The sequence below is a fragment of the Catenulispora sp. EB89 genome (assembly GCF_041261445.1).
In the GTDB taxonomy this organism is placed as follows: Bacteria; Actinomycetota; Actinomycetes; order Streptomycetales; family Catenulisporaceae; genus Catenulispora.
In genome coordinates, this window is record NZ_JBGCCU010000001.1 from 16,499 (window position 1) to 33,639 (window position 17,141).

Sequence of the window (17,141 nt, forward strand, 5' to 3'; positions counted from 1 at the left end):
CCGGCGTTTCTCGTCTGCAATCTTCAGTTGTGTGGTGCCCCGGTCGCCTTGCGGTGCCGGGGCCTGGTCGCGGGTCGGTGGCGGGCCTCGTGGGTCCGTCGCCCGGCCGCGGCCAAGCTTTGGGGGTGCTGGCCGGTCAGGCCATGTGGCCGTGTACTGCGTCGGTCACGGCTTGGACCGTGGTGGTGCTGACCGCCACCGGGCCGCCGAAGATCTCGACGGTGCCGGAGGCGCCGACCGAGGCTTCGATGCCCTGGAGGGCGGCCCAGGTCGCGGGGGCGAGCAGGTGGGTCGGGGTGAGGACCAGGGGGCCGCCGGCCTGGGCCAGGTACGCCGCGCCGGTGAGGGCGTCGGCGAAGTTCTCGCCGGTGGCGACGCCCGCGGTCTTCTCGCCCTTGAAGGTCGCGGCGACCATCGCCGCGGTGAAGTAGCGGTCGATGCCGGCCAGGCTCGCGCCGGGGGCCAGCGTGACGTGCGCGCTGCGGGCCGCGGTGACCGCCTGGCCGCCAACCGCCGCCACGGCGTGCGCCTTGGCCAGGTAGGCCTGCACCTCGGGCGGCAGCTGCGTGCCGTCGGTCAGCAGGATCGCCGCCGGGTGCGCGGCGTCGGCGTCGAAGACGTCCGAGGCGTACGGGCCGGCCGCCAGCGCGTCAGCGTAGTCCGCGCCGGTCGCCAGCACCACCTTGGCCGGGTCGCCGAGCTGGTCGGCGATCTTCAGCGCGGTCTGGTAGCGGTCGGCGCCGCCGATGCGGGTCACGTGTACCGAACCCAGCGCGGCGACCACCGACTGCGAGACGGCGCTGGTGCCGCCGAGTACGTACACCGTGCCGCCGGGCTTCAGGACCCGCTTGATCTCGGCGGTGACCGCGGCGTTCGGGCCGGCGGTCGGGGTCAGCAGCAGCGGGCCGCCGACCTGCTTCGCCAGCGGCACGCCGGCCAGCGCGTCCGGGAAGGTGTCGCCGGTGGCCAGCACGACGGCCGGCGCGGAACCCGCGGCGAGCTTCGAGGAGATGGCGATCGCGGTCTGGTAGCGGTCGGCGCCGGCGATCCGCGAGACCGTGGTCCCGCCGGACGCCGGAGGGCCGCCGGTCGTCGGAGTGCCGACGGTGATCTTCTGGGTCGAGCTGGCCGTCGCCTTGTCCTGGTCGGCGACCGTGGTCGAGACCGAGTAGACACCGGCGGCGGGATAAGTGTGGGGGACCGGAGTCGTCAGGTCCTGCGCGGTCGGGTTCTCGATCACCAGGGTTGATCCGTCACCCCAGGTGAGAGTGAGCCTGGCGATGGTCTGCCCGGGGACCGGAGCGCACTTGGACAAGTCCGCGGAGACCGCCAGGGAACCGGACGTGGCCGTGACCGTGGTCTGCGTCGACGGGGGCACCACGGTGTACGACTGCGTCGAGTCCGCCGAGTCCGTACCGTCGGAGACGGTCAGCTTCACGGGATAGGTGCCGGCGGCCTTATACGTATAGAGGACCGTCACTTCACCGGAGTGGCCCGTCACCGGACCGCCGACCGGTTTCGAATTGTCTCCGAAATCCAGGGTGTAGGTCAGATTCGCACCAGGGTCGGTGTCGCCGGCGTGGATCGTGAACGCGGTCGCCAGCGGATTCGTGCTGCTCGAATCGTGGCTGATCTGCAGAGCGGCCGATATCAGACCGAGGGACGCCGGAGCCTGAGCGGATGCCGGAGCCGGTGCTGCCGCCGCGAACGAAGGCGCCGCCACTCCCATGCTGACCGCGGACGCGGCTATGGCGGTGACAGCCAGCCGGGCCTTGGTCGTGACATGCATGCGGTTCCTCCGTGGGCGGGGCGCGGGGCGGCAATATCCGATCCGCCCACGCAACCCTCCCCAGAGCCAGGAATCTGCGCATCCTGCGATCTGCGTAGAAAGCCATGGGACTACATACGTAGCAGTCCATGGTTGCCCCCGCGCAGGTAAAGTCTTCGAAACAGCTTTGTGACAATCACCGGACGAAGGTCCGATCCGGCGCGGTCAGCGGGGTCATTCCGTCCAGCGGCCGGTCGCGAGCGCCACGCGCAATTGCTCGCTGTACGGTGCCAGATCGAGCCCTTGCTCAGCTAGCCACGCATCCGATTTATACGTGTTCCGATACCGATCGCCGCCATCGCACAACAACGTCACGATGGATCCCCGGCCGCCGACCGCGCGCAGCTCGCACATCAGCTTCACGACGCCCCAGAAGTTGGTGCCGGTCGACCCGCCGGCGTCCCGGCCGGAGAGCTCCGACACCAACCGCATCCCGGCGATCGACGCGGCGTCGGGGACCCGGATCATCCGGTCGACGACGTCGGGCTGGAACGAGGGCTCCACCCGGGGCCGCCCGATCCCCTCGATCCGCGAGCCCTTGCCGGTGACATAAGAGGGGTCGTGGCTGCGCCAGCCCTCGAAGAACGCCGAGTTCTCCGGGTCCACCACGCACAGCTGCGTGGCGTGCCGCTGATAGCGCAGATACCGGCCGATGGTCGCCGACGTGCCGCCGGTCCCGGCGCCGACCACGATCCAGCACGGGCAGGGCTGCCGCTCCTGGCTCATCTGCTCGAAGATCGACTCCGCGATGTTGTTGTTGCCGCGCCAGTCGGTGGCCCGCTCGGCGTAGGTGAACTGGTCCATGTAGTGCCCGCCGCCGGACTCCTCCGGGGCCGACGCGGCGACCCGCCGCGCCTCCTCGTACAGCGCGCCGGGATCGTCGACGAAGTGGCAGCGCCCGCCCTGGAACTCGATGAGCTCGCACTTCTCCTTGGACGTCGAGCGCGGCATCACCGCCACGAACGGCAGGCCCAGCATCCGCGCGAAGTAGGCCTCGGAGACGGCCGTGGACCCGCTGGACGCCTCGACGATCGTCGTGCCCTCGCGGATCCAGCCGTTGCAGAGCCCGTAGAGGAACAGCGAGCGGGCCAGCCGGTGCTTGAGCGAGCCGGTCGGATGCGTGGACTCGTCCTTGAGATACACGTCGATCCCCCACTCGGGCCACGGATCCGGGAGCCGGAGCGGGATCAGGTGCGTGTCCGCGGAGCGGTTGGCGTCCGCCGAGACGCGCCGGATCGCCTCGTCCACCCAGGCGCGGCCGGACTGACAGAGGGGGTCGGAGACATCCGTGCTTTGCTGCATGGCCTCATGCTAGATCGTCGTGCTGACAGGAAACGCCCAGAACGGGGTATAACGCTCGGCCGAAGATCGGGAAAGGCGGAGCTGCGGCAGCCCTGATCTGCCACAGCTCCGCCGTCTGAGGGGAGCGCCGGGTACGCCGGGTACGACGCTCAGCCGGTGCTGTCCACGCCGCCCTTGCGGGCCGCGGCCAACTCCGCCGCGTAGACGGCGGCCGGCGACACCGCCAGGTAGTCGAGCGCCGACTGCGTCGACCCGTGGAAGGACGGGTGGTACGACGGCTTGAGGTACTTCGGCACCTCCGCGACCAGGCTGCCCAGCGAGGGCAGCCGCCCGCGCCGCGCGGCGTCGCGGAACCGCCCCAGGAACTCGCGCTCGGTCATCCGGCTCGGCCGGCCCGGGCGCAGCCCGTGCGGATCGTGGGCGACCATGTACTTCGCGCCGCGGCCCCAGATCCAGGCGAACGCCACGGAGGTCACCAGCATCGCGCGGGTGCGCCGGGCGTAGGAGCCGTCCAGGTGCATGAACACGTCGTACGCCACCGAGCGGTGCTCCACCTCCTCGGCGCCGTGCCAGCGCAGCAGGTCCAGCATCACCGGGTCGGCGCCGGCCGCGTCCAGGCCGCGGGAGTCCACGATCCACTTGCCCAGTACCGCGGTGAAGTGTTCGATCGCCGCGATGATCGCCAGCCGCTCGCGCAGCCACTTCCTGCGCGCGAACGGCGGCATCGTGCTGTCCCCGAGCAGCTGCTCGAAGAGCCACTCGATCTGCTCCACGAACGGATCCGGGTCCAGGCCCTGCACCTTCATGTGGTGCAGCACGTTCTGGTGCGCGACCGCGTGCGTGCCCTCCTGCCCCATGAAGCCCTTGACCTCGGCCTTGAGCTGCTCGTCGCGGATGTAGGGCAGGATCTGCTTGTAGACGTGCACGAACCAGCGCTCGCCGGCCGGCAGCAGCAGGTGCAGCACGTTGATGATGTGGGTCGCGTACGGATCCTCCGGGATCCAGTGCAGCGGCGTGTTCTCCCAGTCGAACTTCACGCGCCGCGGCTTGAGATCCGGGTGCCGGTCGATGTCCGGAGAGGTCGCCGAGTCCGCGACCACTGGGGTGTCAGCCATGGGGATCAGCTCCTCAGCCAGTCGGGTCGATCTTCGCCATCCGGCGCGCCAGCGCCGGGGACAGCCGGGAAATGGCCCTGCTCGCCCGGGCCTCCAGCGCGACCGGTACCACCGGCTTGTCGCGCCGCACGGCATCGACGATGCGCTCGGCCACCTTGTCGGGCCCGAAGTTCCGCCTCCGGTAGAGCCCGGTGACGCGCTGCCGGGTGCGCTCCTGTTGCTCCGCGCTCTGCCCGACGAACTTCGTGGTCCGGGTGATGTTGGTGGCGATGAAGCCGGGGCAGATCGCCGAGACGCCGATGCCGTGGCGCGCGAACTCCGCGCGCAGGCACTCGGAGAGCATGAGGACCGCGGCCTTGGACGTCGAGTAGGCGGAGAGTGTGCGGGACGGCGTATAGGCCGCGGCCGACGCGAGGTTCACGATGTGCCCGCCCTCGCCGCGCTCCCGCATCATCTCGCCGAAGCAGCGCGCGCCGTGGATGACGCCCCAGACGTTGACGCCGAGGATCTTCTCCCAGTCCTTCACCTCTGTGGCGAGGAACGGACCGGACATCCCGATGCCCGCGTTGTTGACGACGACGTCGGGAACCCCGGCCGTCTCCTTCACCTCGTCCGCGAACTTCTCCATGGCCTCGCCGGAGGAGACGTCCACAGTGAAGGGGTAGGCCCGCGCACCGAGCAGTTCCACGAGCTCGACCGTGCGCGCCGCGGCGACGCTGTCGATGTCCGCGACGACGATGTCGGCGCCCTTCTCGGCGAACGCCAACGCGGTGGCCCGTCCGATCCCGGAGCCGGCGCCGGTGATGACGACCAGCTTGTCCTCGAACTCACGCCGGTCTTTGGTGCCCTGGCTAGCTTCGGCACGCAATAGGGAACGCACAGGCTCGGGTCCTCCCGGAGTCGCGATGCTGGACTGGACGAACTCGCGAATCCGCTCGGCGATCAGTGCGGGCTTCTTGACGACGATCCAGTGGCCGCCATGGACCTTGCGCACATAGAGCCGTTCCGTCCACGGAGCCGGTGCCTGCGCGGCGAGAGCCGGGGTGACGAACCTGTCGCCGGTCGGTGTGAGCACCTGGACCGGAACAGAAGTCGGCCGCTCCTCGGGATGCCGCATCTTGGGCAGCATGTTGGCGCGGTAATAGAGGACACCGCGCGAGCCGTCTCTATGGAGAGTCGGAGAGGGGTCGAGTCTGGTCCCCTCTATGGCCTTGATGATCCGCGGCCACTGCTTCGCCAGGCCGAGCCGCCAGGCCACCCGCGGCCCCACCGGCAGGTGGAACACGACGATGTACCAGGACGCGAGCGCCTGCTTCAGCGAACGCGCGGCAGCCTGGGGCGTCGGCTTGCGGATGCCGGAACGCGTCCACATCGCCGCGTGGTCCAGGCAGGGGCCCGAGATCGACGTATAGGAGAGGAAACGCTGTGCGGAGTCCGCGCGAGTGACCGCTTCCCAAGCCTGGATGGAACCCCAGTCGTGGCCGACCAGGTGGACCGGCCGATCGGGAGCCACTACGTCCGCGACCGCGTAAAGGTCGTTCGCAAGGTGCTCCAACGTATAGCCGTGCTTGAACAGCGGCCCTTTGGAGGCGCCGATGCCGCGAGTGTCGTAGGTGACGACGTAGAAGTCCTCGACGAGTTCGGAGACGACGCCGTCCCACACCGCCTGAGTATCGGGATAGCCGTGGACCAACAGGACGGTCGGCTTGGAAGGGTCGCCGTAGGTGCGGACGGAGAGCTTGCCGCCCTCCACGGTGACCGCGAGCGTGCGGACGTCTTGAGTCATACGAGTGCGCCTTCCTTGACCCGAGCCTGCTCCTGCCAGCGCCGCACGTGCGGCAGGTCGTCGTCGAGCCAGAAGGCGTCGTCCTCGGTGACGACCAGCAGCTCCTCGAACTTCACTCCGACGCTGCGAAAACCGATGTGCGGCTCGACCGCCCACAGCCCCGGCGCGGGAGCGTGGTGGGAGGCGCGGCCTCCGGCCCACAGCGGGGAGCGGCCCTTGATGCCCTCGGTGACGATCTCGCGGCCCAGGGTCTCCAGCGTGCGCAGGCCGAACCCGAAGGCGTAGCGGCCCATGTTTCGGCGTTGGCTCATGTGGCCGACCTGGTGGCCGATGACGCGGCCCGGGTAGACCTTGTGCCGGGACTCGTAGCCCTGCCGCGCGATCAGCGCGTCGACCGCCGCGTAGACCTCCGAGAGTGTGTCCCCGGCCTTGATCCGTTGCAGGATCAGCGTCCTGTACTCCGCGAGGTCCCGCATGAGCGCGTCGAAGATGCGGTTGCTGCCGGGTTCGCCGAGGACACCGGCGTACCCGATGTCGGAGACGTAACCGTCGACCACCGGCGAGCAGTCGAGGATGTAGGACATCCCCTCTTCCAGCCGCTTGGTGGTCGGGAAGAAGTGCAGCGGAGTCCACGGGCCCTTCAGCGAGCGGAACGCTGTGCGCTCGCCGAACCAGGCGAAGGGGATGTGGAAGAAGTCCTCGACGCCGTTCTCGCGCAGGTAGGCGCGCATCCGCCGGGCGGCTTCACGTTCGGTGACGCCGGCTTCCAGTCCCGCGCCGACCGTCTCGGCGCAGCGGTAGGCCAGCGCCTGGGCGTCGCGGTGACGCTGCAGGGCATCGGGGGTGGGGCCGGTGTTATTGGACACAGCGTCTAATGTAAGCGCCGAGTGTCCAACCGACAAGACCCCGTTTCCGAAACGGACACCAAGAGGCGCCAAAGAGGCGCCAGGAGACGCCGCCAAGAGACACCGACAGACACCCGACTGACACCACCGGATGCCGCCGAGCGCCGACGGATGCCGGGCGGACAGCGAGTGGATAGCTGGTGCTCTTCAGGCAGATCCGGGCACACCGAAGCAGATTCGAGAATGGTCGCGACACGCTTGCCGATTCGTTCCCGGCGCCGGACGTGGCAGCATGGCGATGTGCAGTCCGAGTCCCGCAGCTCCCAGCCCGTCCGCTCGACCCCGCGCACGGCACCCCGCCGCCGGCTGTCGGTGGACCGCCGCCGCGACGAGCTCATCGAGGCGGCGCTGGACCTGCTCTCCAAGCGCGGTCCCGACGACGTCTCCGTCGACGACGTGGCGCAGGCCGCCGGCGCCTCGCGCGCGCTGGTCTACCACTACTTCGGCACCAAGCAGGAGCTCTACGCCGCCGCCCTGTCCAAGGCCGCGGCCGAGCTCACCCGGCGGCTCGCGCAGGTCGAACCCGGCGACACCCCGTTGCAGCGGCTGGACCGCGCGGTGCGGGCGTTCGTGGAGTTCGCCGAGGCGCACTCCGCCGGATTCGTCGCGCTGCTCGGCGGTTCGGCGGCGTACGGCTCCGGCGCGGAGTCGGCGGCGTTGGTGCACTCCGTGGAGGACACCGTCTATGAGCTCCTGGTGGAAGGACTCAGCGAGCCGACTCCGGTGGATCCGCTCGTCCGGATGACGCTCAAGTGCTGGGTGGCGGCCGCCGAGACCGCGGTCCTGGACTGGCTCAAGCACCAGGACCTGGCCCGCTCCGACATCGAGCAGCAGCTGATCGTGCAGCTCGGCGCGCTGCTGATGGCGATCGGCCATGAGGTCCCGGTCTAAGTCCCGGTCCAGGGCGTTCACAGGAAACGGAGAAACCCGGTCCCTGTTCCAACCACACGGACCGTCCTCCGGTCATACCTGATGTGAGGAAACTCAAGAGCCCGCTGGCGCATGGCGGTTCGGCTGACGCCCGCGAACAGTTCCGTGAGTACGCCGTGGGGGCTCAGCCCCATCTGCGCCGTAGCGCGTACCTGTTGTGCGGGGACTGGCACACCGCCGAGGACCTCGTCCAGACGACCTTCGGTCGGCTGTTCCGGTCCTGGCCGAGGGTGATGCGCGCCGACTCGGTCGACGCGTACGCCCGAACGGTGCTGTACCGCGCCTTCCTGGACCTCAAGCAGAAGGACCGCGCGACCGTCGCGCTCGACGGCATCCCCGAACCGGCCTCCCCGGCCGACGACGCCGCTCTGCGGCTCGCGGTGCGCAGCGCACTCGACACGCTGCCGCCCCGGGCCCGGGCGGTCGTCGTCCTGCGGTTCTGGGAGGACCTCTCCGTCGACCAGACGGCCGAGGCGCTGGGGGTCTCCCCCGGGACGGTCAAGAGCCAGACGTCCCGGGCGATCGCCATCCTGCGCCAGCGGCTCGGTGCGGCCGTCAGCGAGCTCATCCATGACTAGCTGGGAGAAGAGAACTGTGAAGGACATGCGTGAGCTGTTGTCCGGCGCCCTCCCCGAGCCGCAGGACGAGCCGCCGCAGCGGGACGTCGTCGACGCCGCGATGGAGTGGGGCGCGCGCCGGCGGCGCCGGGACTGGACGCTGACCGGAGCGGCGGCGCTGGCGGTGGTCGCGGTGGCGACCGGGGTCGCCGCGGTGAGCGGCGGGGGCGGGGGCGGCGGGTCCGCCGCCGGGCAGGCACCGACAGGCGTCTCGACGCACCGCTCGATCGGGGGCGTCCCGTCGCAGCCGGAGGGTACGTGGTGGACGCCGTACTGCTCGTACTCGGGAACCCTCAAGGGAAATCTCGCGGACTACTGCAAGATCTACATCGAACAGCAGGACTTCAACGTCACCTTCGCCAAGGGTTCGGTGCCGTTCATCCAGGCGGCGCTGCCCCCGGGATTCAGCGTGAAGGTGACGAGTTCCTGGGTGCTCGTCCTCACCGGCCCCGACGGCACTACGAACTATCTGTTCCCCTCGACGGAGCCGGCCTCGACGCTGGACGGGCATCCGCTGAGTTGCGGCACGCCGGCCCCGCCGGGATGCGTCCAGACCAGCACCGCGGGCGGGAGCGTGGTCGTGAACAGCGCGCCTTCGGGCCAGCAGAGTGCCGGCTATGTCGGGGACGGCCTGAAGGACCCGCGCGTCGACATCCTGGTCGGCACCTCTGCGGGTGGCGGGATGAACGGCATCGCGCCGCCCACCGCCACGGTATCGCTGCTGAGCGACGCCCAGCTGGCGAAGATCATGAGCGATTCGAAGCTGCTCGAGTACGCGAAGGCACAGCTCAACTACCTCAACGCCCTCACCCGGCAGCTGGCGGCCATGGCGCCGCCGAGCGCGAGCGGATCCTCGTTCCCCCCGGCGCCGCCGGTGAGCTCGTCGGATCCCGGGCTGCCGTCGGGCTGGACGTCGTCGAGCGGGACGACCGGTTCGTCGAGTCCGCCCTCGGGATCGCAGTCGTCGAGCGGATTGCCGCCGGGAGAGTCGAATTCCACGGACCCCGCGGGGAGTCCGCATTCGGGGCAGAGCTCCTCGCACAGCCAGCCTTCCGGAAGCCAGACATCGGCTGGCTCGTGACGCGGTGAGACGAGACCCTGAGAAGCGCCATGAGCCTTCTCAGGGCCTTCTGCCTTCCGCCGACTCAGGCGAAGATGACCGTCCGGTTCCCGTTCAGCAGCACCCGGTGCTCGGCGTGCCACTTCACGGCCCGCGCCAGCACCTGGCACTCGACGTCCCGGCCGACCGCGACCAGCTGCTCCGGGGTGACGCCGTGGCCGACGCGCGCCACCTCCTGCTCGATGATCGGGCCCTCGTCGAGGTCGGCGGTGACGTAGTGCGCGGTGGCGCCGATCAGCTTCACGCCGCGGGCGTGCGCCTGGTGGTAGGGCTTGGCGCCCTTGAAGCTCGGCAGGAAGGAGTGGTGGATGTTGATCATCCGGCCCTCCAGCGCCTTGCACACGTCGTCGCTCAGCACCTGCATGTAGCGCGCCAGCACGACCAGCTCCACGCCCTGGCTCTCGACCACGTCCAGCAGCGCCGCCTCGGCCTTCGCCTTGGCCTCGGCGTCGCCGGCGGCGACCGGCAGGTGGACGAAGTCCACGCCGTAGGAGCGGGTCAGGTCCTCGAAGTCGCCGTGGTTGGACACCACCGCCGCGATCCGCACCGGCAGCGCCCCGGTGCTGGCCCGGAACAGCAGGTCGTTCAGGCAGTGCCCGAACTTGCTCACCATCAGCACCACCGGCATCAGCTCGTTGGCGTCGTGGATCCGCCAGGCCATCCGGAACGTCGCGCCGACCGCCGCGAAGCTGCTGTTGAGCTGCTCCAGCGTCACCTCGTCGTGCACCCGCTCGAAGCTGACCCGCATGAAGAACAGGCCCGAGTCCGGGTCGCCGTACTGCTGGCTGTCCAGAATCGTGCAGCCCGTCATGAGGAGGTAGTTGGCGACGCCGTGCACGACACCGGGGGTGTCCGGACACGACAGGGTGAGGACCCACTGCTGCTTCTTCGGATCGGCCATGCCCGTCATTGTCGCTGATCGCGGGCGTTCGTCCCAGTAACCGTCCGGCTGGCGACACCGGAAGCCGCCGAACAGCGCCTACCCGTCGATGACGTGCGGCACGAACCGCGCGTACGTGTCCGTGACCAGACCGTCCGACTCCCGGATCCCCAGCCCGGCCGGCTCGCCGTCGACCAGCCAGGAACCGAGCACCGCGCGCCCGCCGCCGTCGCTGCCGGGGAACGCCGGAAGCGCGGAGAACTCCTGGTAGACGTACCCCTCCTGGCCGTAGTGCCCCGGCTGCTCGAAGTGTTCGCCGCCGGTGACGATGCGGATCGAGGCACCCTCGCGGCCCAGCAGCGGCTTCGCGACGTAGTCCTTCATGCCGCGGGGACCGTCGAGATAGGCGGGCAGCAGGTTCGGGTGGCCCGGGTAGAGCTCCCAGAGGATGGCCAGCAGCGCCTTGTTGGACAGCAGCATCTTCCAGATCGGCTCGATCCACTGCGTCCGGTCCAGGGCGGCCAGCGCCGGCGGCCCGAAGTCCTCGGCGACCAGCCACTCCCACGGGTAGAGCTTGAACACCGTGCGCATGCGGGTCTGCTCGAGGTCGACGAACCACCCCGACGCCGAGTGCCAGCCGATCTTCTCCACCGGCAGCACCACCGGCGTCAGCCCGGCCTGCTCGGCGGTCTCGGCGACGTAGGTGGAGGTCATGTAGTCCTCGCCGCTCTCGTCGCACTCGGCGTAGACGAAGTGCACCGGCCCGTGCGACAGCCGGACGCGCGTCTTCTTCCAGGCCTCGACCAGGCGCTCGTGCAGCGAGTTCCACTGGTCCAGGTCCGGACGCGTGTCCTGGAGCCAGTACCACTGGCAGATCGCGGACTCCAGCAGCATCGTCGGGGTGTCCGCGTTGTACTCCAGCAGCTTCGCGGTGGTGCCGTCGTCGCCGTCGTAGCGCAGGTCGAACCGGGAGTACAGGGACGGCGGCTGCGCCGACCACGACTCGCGGACCGCCCGGACCACCGCCGGCTCGGTGATGCCCAGGTCGGCGAAGCGGTCGCGGGACACGATGTGCTCGGCCGCGGCCAGGCACATGGCGTGCAGCTCCGCGGTGGTGTCCTCCAGCGCGTCGACCTCGGCCATGGTCAGGGTGTAGTGCGCGGACTCGTACCAGTACGGGACGACGCGGCCGTCGTCCATGGTCGTGACCGGGAAGACCAGGCCCTGCGACTCGACCGCCTGCTGCCAGCCGTCGCGCGGGCGGCTCTGGACTCTGCGCATCAGCCGCCGTGCCCGCCTTCGCCGCCGCCGTGGCCGCCCTCGTCCCCGGAACCGCCGTGGCCGCCGAAGCCGCCGCGGGCCACACCGTGCTCGCCGACCTCGCCGCCGGAGACGCGCTGGCCCATCTTCAGGCCGCTGCCGCCGCGGTACCAGTGCGCGTAGGTGTAGTTCGCGGTCGTGTCCCCGCAGTACTGGTCCGGGATCACAGTGTTGTTGCGGGTGTCGACGCACCGCTGGTGATCGTCGTGGCTGCACCCCGCGACGCCCCAGCCGATCACCGCCGCGGACATCATCCCGCCGACGATCAGTTTCGCGCGCTGTCGTTTGACCTCTTCACGCATGGTTCTCCCCCGATTCCGAGCCCCCGATGCCAAGCGAACCGCAGCTTACTCCCTTGTTACAAACAGGAACGGCTGCCGAAACACCGTCGAAGCGACCGGGAAACGTCGGTCGGCCATCGTGGGGGCATCGCGTCGCCGACCGAAGGGATCCCACGATGACCAGGAAGATCGTCGTCGTCGGCTGGGGCCTGGCGGCCCACCGCCTCGTCACCGGCCTGCTGGCCGCCGACGCCGACGTGGACGTCACCGTCTACGCCGGCGAGGGCGCCACCGCGTACGACCGCTCCGCGCTGCCCGGCACGCTGGCCGGGGCCGACGCCGCGCTGGCCGCTCCGGCCGACGCCCGGCTGAACCTGCGGGTCGGGGTCCGGGCGGTGGCCGTGGACCGGATGCACCGCCTCGTGCACGGCTCCGACCAGTGGGTGCAGCCGTACGACACCCTGGTCCTGGCCACCGGCGCCAACCCGGTGCTGCCGCCGATCAAGGGCCTGCGCACCGCCGACGGCGAGGACCTGCTCCCGGGCGTCCACTCGGCCCACAACGCCGCCGACTTCCGGCGCCTGGCCGAGGCGGCGGGCCCGGCCACGCACGCTGTCGTCATCGGCGGCAGCACCACCGGCCTGGACACGGCCGCGGCGCTGCGCACGATGCGCGCCGAGGACCCGCTGCACGTCGAGCTCATCGACCAGACGCCGGCCCGGCCCGAGATAACGCCGACCGACGCCTACCTGACGCTGCGCCGCAGCGGGGTCATCGCCTACCAGGACTGCCGGGTCCGGGCCCTGACACCCGGCCCCGACGGCGCGCTCGAGGCCGTCCTGCTGGCCGACGGCCACCGGCTCTCCTGCGACCTGGCGGTCATCGCCTGCGGCACCGCGCCGAACACCGCGCTGGCCTGGACCTCCGGCCTGGCGGTGGCCCGCGGCATCGTCGTCGACGACACGCTGCGCAGCGTCTCCGACCCGCACATCCACGCGCTCGGGGCGTGCGCCGAGCACCGGCGCAGCCTGTCGGGGCGGCGCGAGACGGTGCTGGCGCAGGCCGACGTGCTCGCCGCGCGGCTGTCCGGGGCCGATCCGCAGCGCACCTACCGCGGGCCCGTCGCGCCGCCCGCGGCGAACGCCGCGCCGAGCACCGCCACCGTCGTGGCGGAGGCCGAAGCACTTCTCAGGGCCGCAGCAGCCTGAGAACGGGGTCGATCAACGACGCCCGACCCATGGTGGCGGTACCAGTACACCCCGCTGGTACCGCCACCTCGAACTAGTCCCGGAACCGGGCCACCAGATCGCGCTTGACGACCTTCCCGGTCGGGTTGCGCGGCAGGCCGTCCACCACTTCCAGCTGCTCCGGCAGCTTGTGCGTGGTCAGCCCGGCGGCCTTGAGGAACGCGACCATCTCGGCGAACCCCAGCGGCGCCGTGTCGTCGGCGCCCTCAGCTCCCTCAGGGCCCTGAGCTCTCTCAGCGCCTTCCGCGACGACCACCACCGCGCACACCCGCTCCCCGCGCTCGGCGTCCGGCAGTCCGATCACGGCCGCCTCGGCCACCCGGGGATGGGTGAAGAGCAGATCCTCGATCTCCTTGGCGGAGATGTTCTCGCCCTTGCGGATGATGATGTCCTTGAGCCGTCCGGTGATCCGCACGAAGCCCTCGGCGTCGACCGTCCCCAGGTCGCCGGTGCGGAAGTAGCCGTCCGCGTCGAACGCGTCGGCGTCCAGCGCCGCGTCCACGTATCCGAGCATCAGCTGCGGCGCCTTGGCCCGCAGCTCCCCCTCCTCGCCGGGCTCGGCGAGCTTGCCCTCCAGCGTCACCACCCGCAGCTCCACGCCGGGCATCGCGCGCCCCTCGGAGTCGTCGAGCGCCGACTGCGGGTCGTGGACGGTGGACATGGTGAGGATCGGCGCCTCGGTCAGGCCCCAGCCCGCGATCACGCCCAGGCCGCCGACCTCGTCGCGGATCTGCGCGTGCAGTGTCGGCGGCCGTGGCGCCCCGCCGCCGTTGCACAGCCGGAAGGACGGGAACGCGCGCTCTCCCGGCCGGGTCTTCGCGAACTCCCGCTGGGCTTTGAGGTAGGCCAGGTGGAACGGTGTGCCCGAGCCGCCGAGCGTCACCTTCTCCCGGCCGAACAGGTCGACGGCGGCGGCTGGGTCGAACCGGTCCAGCAGGACGTTCGAGAGTCCGGCCATCAGCGACGAGGCGAGCCAGATGGGGCCGGCGACGTGCGTCAGCGGGAACGCCATGCCGTTGATGTCCTCGGCGGTCAGCTCCAGGCAGGCGTGCATGCCGCGGGCCGCCGCGAGGATCGCGGTGTCGGTGTGCCGGGCGCCCTTGGGGTCGGCGGTCGTCCCCGAGCTGTAGAAGTACCAGCGCAGCTCGCGCTCCGCAGGGGCCTGATAGTCGGGAAGCACCGCCGGATCGCCTTCGGGCAGCGTGCGGTCCGCCGCCAGGTGCCGCGTCGCGGTGCCCTCGGTCAGCCGCGCGATCATCGCCGCGAAGTCGAAGCCGCCGAACTCCGAGGGCGTGATCACCACTTCCGGCGCGATCTGCCGGATGATGAAGCCGACCTCGCGGTCGCGGTAGATGGGGATGATCGGGTTCTGGACCGCGCCGAGCCGGCTCAACGCGGCCATCAGCACGTAGCCCGCGTTCCAGGTCGGCAGCTGCCAGGACACGACGGTCCCGGCGCGTACCCCGAGGTCGTGGAGCCCGGCAGCGGTGCGCAGCGCGGCGTCCCGGTACTCGCGGTTCGTCATCCGCGAGCCGCCGGAGTCCACCAGCAGCTCGCGCTCCGGGTCGGCCTCGGCGCGGCGCTCGATCAGCTGCCACAGACTCTCGGCGTCCAGACTCTCGGCGTCCAGCATCTCCGCGTCCTCCAGCTCAGATCTGACGGTGAGTCAGTCTTACTCCGGCCCGCGATCAGGGGGAAGAGCCGTGCCTCTTGCGACCGCAAAGCCGATCAGTACGATATCTGACGGTGCGTCAGATGGCGCCGACCGACCGACGAGTAGGAGCACACCGTGGAGTTCGGCCTCTTCAACAGCCTCTACGTACCGCGGAACCACCCCGACATCACGGAGGCCAGCCGGCTCCGTGACGAGATCGAGCTGGTCAAGGCGGCCGACCGGTCCGGCTTCAAGTACACCTGGGCCACCGAGCACCACTTCCTCGACGAGTACTCGCACCTGTCCGCCAACGAGGCCTTCCTCGGCTACCTCGCCGCCGCCACCGAGCGCATCCACGTCGGCTCCGGCATCTTCAACATCACCCCGCCGGTCAGCCACCCGGCCCGCGTCGCCGAGAAGGTGGCGGTCCTGGACCACCTGTCCGGCGGCCGCTTCGAGTTCGGCGTCGGCCGCGGCTCCTCGACCACCGAGACCAAGGGCTTCGGCATCGAGGACTCGGACCTGACGCGTGAGATGGTCGACGAGACACTGCCGCAGATCGTGCGGATGTGGAAGGAGACGGACTACTCGTTCCAGGGCCGCTTCTTCTCGATGCCGCAGCGCAACGTCCTGCCCAAGCCCCTGACCGACCCGCACCCCCCGCTGTGGGTCGCGGCGGGATCCCCGGGCACGTTCAAGAAGGCGGCCGAGATGGGCATCGGCGTCCTCTGCTTCGCCCAGGCCTCGATGGACGACCTCGCCAAGCTGATCGCCATCTACAAGGAGGAGATCGAGCGCTGCGAGAACCCGGTCGGCGGCTACATCAACAACAACGTCATGGTCACCTCCCAGCTGGTGTGCCTGGAGGACGGCCAGCGGGCCCGCGAGGTCGCCGCCGCGATGGGCTCGGGCTACCACCAGTCGCTGCTGTGGAAGTACCTGGACACCTTCCCGCGCCCGCAGTGGGTGAACGACCTCGGCGGCCGGATCCCGGAAATGGACCGCGCGACCATCGACGCGGTGATCGAGGCCAAGCAGATGTGCATCGGCACCCCGGAGGAAGTCGCCGGCGCGGTCGCGGCGGTGGCGGCGATCGGCGCGGACCAGCTGGTGTTCGGGATGCTGTCCACGGCGATGCCGATCGACGTGGCGATCGAGTCGGTGGAGACCTTCGGCCGGGAGGTGCTGCCGCGCTTCGACACCGATCCGGTGCACTCGACGACGCGGCAGCGGGAGGCTCAGCTGGGGAGCTGAGAGCGGGGGCAACGCTGGAGCCGGGGAGTTCCGGCGGGCAGGCGCGGCGGCCGAGGGGGTGCACTCGACGGCGCAGCGGCAGGAGGCTCAGCTGGGGAGCTGAGGGCGGGGCTGGGCTGGAGCCGGGGGTCTTGGCGGGCAGGCGCGGCGGCCGAGCCGGTGCGGCGCCGCCCGCCTCACCGCCCCCAAGCCGCGGCGAGCGCCCCGCTGCTCGTCACCACGGCCAGCACCGCGAGCGTGTTCTCGATCATCGCCTCGGCGTACGCCGCCGGCACGCCGGCCACCGCGTCGCGCGGCAGTACGACGTCGAAGCCGGCGTTCACCGCGTCCATCACCAGGTTCGTGATGGCGACGTTCACCGACAGGCCGACCGGGATCAGGGTTCTGGCTCCGAGGTTGCGCAGGACCGCGGCGAGGCCGGAGTCGTACATCGGGCCCAGGCCGTGGTAGCGGGGCAGTTCGATGTCGGTGTCCAGCAGGCCGATCTCGTCGATCACCGCTGCCGCCTTCGAGCCCGGCAGGAGGTCCTCGACGTCGTCGCGGCGGGCGGACTTCAGTGCTGCGGCGAACAGGCGGGCGTTGGTGTTCGCGCCTCGGGTGTCGGGGCGGCGGTAGACCGTGGCGTGGATGACCGGGACGCCGGCCGCGCGGGCCGCGTCCACCACCCGGACCATGGCCGGGACGTGGGGGCGCGCGGCGGCGGCGAGGTCCGGGAACAGGGCCGCCGGGCCCAGGACGCCGTTCTGCACCTCGGAGGTGACCACGGCGCAGCGGGACGGCTCCAGCATCGCTTTCAGATCGACCGGCATGCCGGGCACGGTAGCTGACGCGGCATCAGAAGGGGAGCGGGTCTTGTCGCCTGCGATCTCTGGCAATACGCTCACCTGACGGGCCGTCAGATT

Annotated in this window: 15 protein-coding genes; 5 read left to right on the top strand and 10 right to left on the bottom strand. The window is 70.5% G+C overall.

Annotation, left to right across the window (positions count from 1 at the left end; all coding sequences use genetic code 11):
• Positions 1-136: 136 nt before the first annotated feature.
• The 5 genes from ABH920_RS00095 to ABH920_RS00115 form a co-directional block, all read right to left on the bottom strand.
• On the bottom strand, positions 137-1,789 hold the full coding sequence (locus ABH920_RS00095) for a cell wall-binding repeat-containing protein (protein ID WP_370345366.1): 1,653 nt from the start codon (positions 1,787-1,789) through the stop codon (positions 137-139).
• 213 nt (positions 1,790-2,002) lie between these two features.
• Positions 2,003-3,130 carry a PLP-dependent cysteine synthase family protein gene (locus tag ABH920_RS00100; RefSeq protein ID WP_370345368.1) on the bottom strand — a complete coding sequence of 376 codons (1,128 nt, stop codon included), beginning with the start codon at positions 3,128-3,130 and terminating at the stop codon, positions 2,003-2,005.
• Positions 3,131-3,279: 149 nt separating this feature from the next.
• Positions 3,280-4,245 carry a metal-dependent hydrolase gene (locus ABH920_RS00105; RefSeq protein ID WP_370345370.1) on the bottom strand — a complete coding sequence of 322 codons (966 nt, stop codon included), beginning with the start codon at positions 4,243-4,245 and terminating at the stop codon, positions 3,280-3,282.
• A 13-nt stretch (positions 4,246-4,258) separates the two neighbouring features.
• Entirely contained in the window at positions 4,259-6,031 is a 1,773-nt protein-coding gene (locus tag ABH920_RS00110) for an SDR family oxidoreductase (protein WP_370345372.1), read from the bottom strand.
• A complete protein-coding gene (locus ABH920_RS00115) occupies positions 6,028-6,897 on the bottom strand; it encodes a M24 family metallopeptidase (RefSeq protein WP_370345374.1) in 870 nt (289 codons plus the stop codon). The genes ABH920_RS00110 and ABH920_RS00115 overlap by 4 nt, the downstream gene beginning before the upstream one ends.
• A gap of 279 nt (positions 6,898-7,176) precedes the next feature.
• Here ABH920_RS00115 and ABH920_RS00120 point away from each other — a divergent pair, with 279 nt between their 5' ends.
• The 3 genes from ABH920_RS00120 to ABH920_RS00130 all read left to right on the top strand — a co-directional run bounded on the left by ABH920_RS00120 (position 7,177) and on the right by ABH920_RS00130 (position 9,564).
• The gene (locus tag ABH920_RS00120; RefSeq protein WP_370345376.1) at positions 7,177-7,827 is read left to right on the top strand and encodes a TetR/AcrR family transcriptional regulator; all 651 of its coding nucleotides are present in this window, start codon (positions 7,177-7,179) and stop codon (positions 7,825-7,827) included.
• Positions 7,828-7,910: 83 nt separating this feature from the next.
• Positions 7,911-8,444, top strand: coding sequence for a SigE family RNA polymerase sigma factor (locus ABH920_RS00125; protein ID WP_370345378.1), 534 nt, complete (start codon positions 7,911-7,913; stop codon positions 8,442-8,444).
• Between the two features lie 25 nt (positions 8,445-8,469).
• Entirely contained in the window at positions 8,470-9,564 is a 1,095-nt protein-coding gene (locus tag ABH920_RS00130) for a hypothetical protein (RefSeq protein ID WP_370345380.1), read from the top strand.
• 64 nt (positions 9,565-9,628) lie between these two features.
• Here ABH920_RS00130 and purU read toward each other — a convergent pair whose 3' ends face one another.
• From purU to ABH920_RS00145, 3 genes are all read right to left on the bottom strand, one after another.
• On the bottom strand, positions 9,629-10,513 hold the full coding sequence (gene purU / locus ABH920_RS00135) for a formyltetrahydrofolate deformylase (protein ID WP_370345382.1): 885 nt from the start codon (positions 10,511-10,513) through the stop codon (positions 9,629-9,631).
• 69 nt (positions 10,514-10,582) lie between these two features.
• Positions 10,583-11,764 carry a glutathionylspermidine synthase family protein gene (locus ABH920_RS00140; RefSeq protein ID WP_370345384.1) on the bottom strand — a complete coding sequence of 394 codons (1,182 nt, stop codon included), beginning with the start codon at positions 11,762-11,764 and terminating at the stop codon, positions 10,583-10,585.
• Positions 11,764-12,105, bottom strand: a complete 342-nt coding sequence (locus ABH920_RS00145; RefSeq protein WP_370345386.1) for a hypothetical protein — start codon at positions 12,103-12,105, stop codon at positions 11,764-11,766. The genes ABH920_RS00140 and ABH920_RS00145 overlap by 1 nt, the downstream gene beginning before the upstream one ends.
• Positions 12,106-12,260: 155 nt before the next feature.
• Here ABH920_RS00145 and ABH920_RS00150 point away from each other — a divergent pair, with 155 nt between their 5' ends.
• Complete coding sequence (locus tag ABH920_RS00150) at positions 12,261-13,292, top strand: NAD(P)/FAD-dependent oxidoreductase (RefSeq protein WP_370345388.1); 1,032 nt, start codon at positions 12,261-12,263, stop codon at positions 13,290-13,292.
• Positions 13,293-13,365: 73 nt separating this feature from the next.
• Here ABH920_RS00150 and ABH920_RS00155 read toward each other — a convergent pair whose 3' ends face one another.
• The gene (locus ABH920_RS00155) at positions 13,366-14,964 is read right to left on the bottom strand and encodes a class I adenylate-forming enzyme family protein (protein WP_370345390.1); all 1,599 of its coding nucleotides are present in this window, start codon (positions 14,962-14,964) and stop codon (positions 13,366-13,368) included.
• Between the two features lie 156 nt (positions 14,965-15,120).
• Here ABH920_RS00155 and ABH920_RS00160 point away from each other — a divergent pair, with 156 nt between their 5' ends.
• The gene (locus ABH920_RS00160) at positions 15,121-16,239 is read left to right on the top strand and encodes an LLM class flavin-dependent oxidoreductase (protein WP_370345392.1); all 1,119 of its coding nucleotides are present in this window, start codon (positions 15,121-15,123) and stop codon (positions 16,237-16,239) included.
• Between the two features lie 176 nt (positions 16,240-16,415).
• Here the strand turns inward: ABH920_RS00160 and ABH920_RS00165 are convergent, their stop codons facing one another.
• The gene (locus ABH920_RS00165) at positions 16,416-17,048 is read right to left on the bottom strand and encodes a cysteine hydrolase family protein (RefSeq protein WP_370345394.1); all 633 of its coding nucleotides are present in this window, start codon (positions 17,046-17,048) and stop codon (positions 16,416-16,418) included.
• Between the last annotated feature and the right edge of the window lie 93 nt (positions 17,049-17,141).

Bases quoted from the DNA above. Each gene is read 5' to 3' on its own strand.
- ABH920_RS00095 (WP_370345366.1), bottom strand. From the start codon at position 1,789: ATGCATGTCACGACCAAGGCCCGGCTGGCTGTCACCGCCATAGCCGCG.
- ABH920_RS00100 (WP_370345368.1), bottom strand. From the start codon at position 3,130: ATGCAGCAAAGCACGGATGTCTCCGACCCCCTCTGTCAGTCCGGCCGC.
- ABH920_RS00105 (WP_370345370.1), bottom strand. From the start codon at position 4,245: ATGGCTGACACCCCAGTGGTCGCGGACTCGGCGACCTCTCCGGACATC.
- ABH920_RS00110 (WP_370345372.1), bottom strand. From the start codon at position 6,031: ATGACTCAAGACGTCCGCACGCTCGCGGTCACCGTGGAGGGCGGCAAG.
- ABH920_RS00130 (WP_370345380.1), top strand. From the start codon at position 8,470: ATGCGTGAGCTGTTGTCCGGCGCCCTCCCCGAGCCGCAGGACGAGCCG.
- purU (WP_370345382.1), bottom strand. From the start codon at position 10,513: ATGACGGGCATGGCCGATCCGAAGAAGCAGCAGTGGGTCCTCACCCTG.
- ABH920_RS00140 (WP_370345384.1), bottom strand. From the start codon at position 11,764: ATGCGCAGAGTCCAGAGCCGCCCGCGCGACGGCTGGCAGCAGGCGGTC.
- ABH920_RS00145 (WP_370345386.1), bottom strand. From the start codon at position 12,105: ATGCGTGAAGAGGTCAAACGACAGCGCGCGAAACTGATCGTCGGCGGG.
- ABH920_RS00150 (WP_370345388.1), top strand. From the start codon at position 12,261: ATGACCAGGAAGATCGTCGTCGTCGGCTGGGGCCTGGCGGCCCACCGC.
- ABH920_RS00155 (WP_370345390.1), bottom strand. From the start codon at position 14,964: ATGCTGGACGCCGAGAGTCTGGACGCCGAGAGTCTGTGGCAGCTGATC.
- ABH920_RS00165 (WP_370345394.1), bottom strand. From the start codon at position 17,048: ATGCCGGTCGATCTGAAAGCGATGCTGGAGCCGTCCCGCTGCGCCGTG.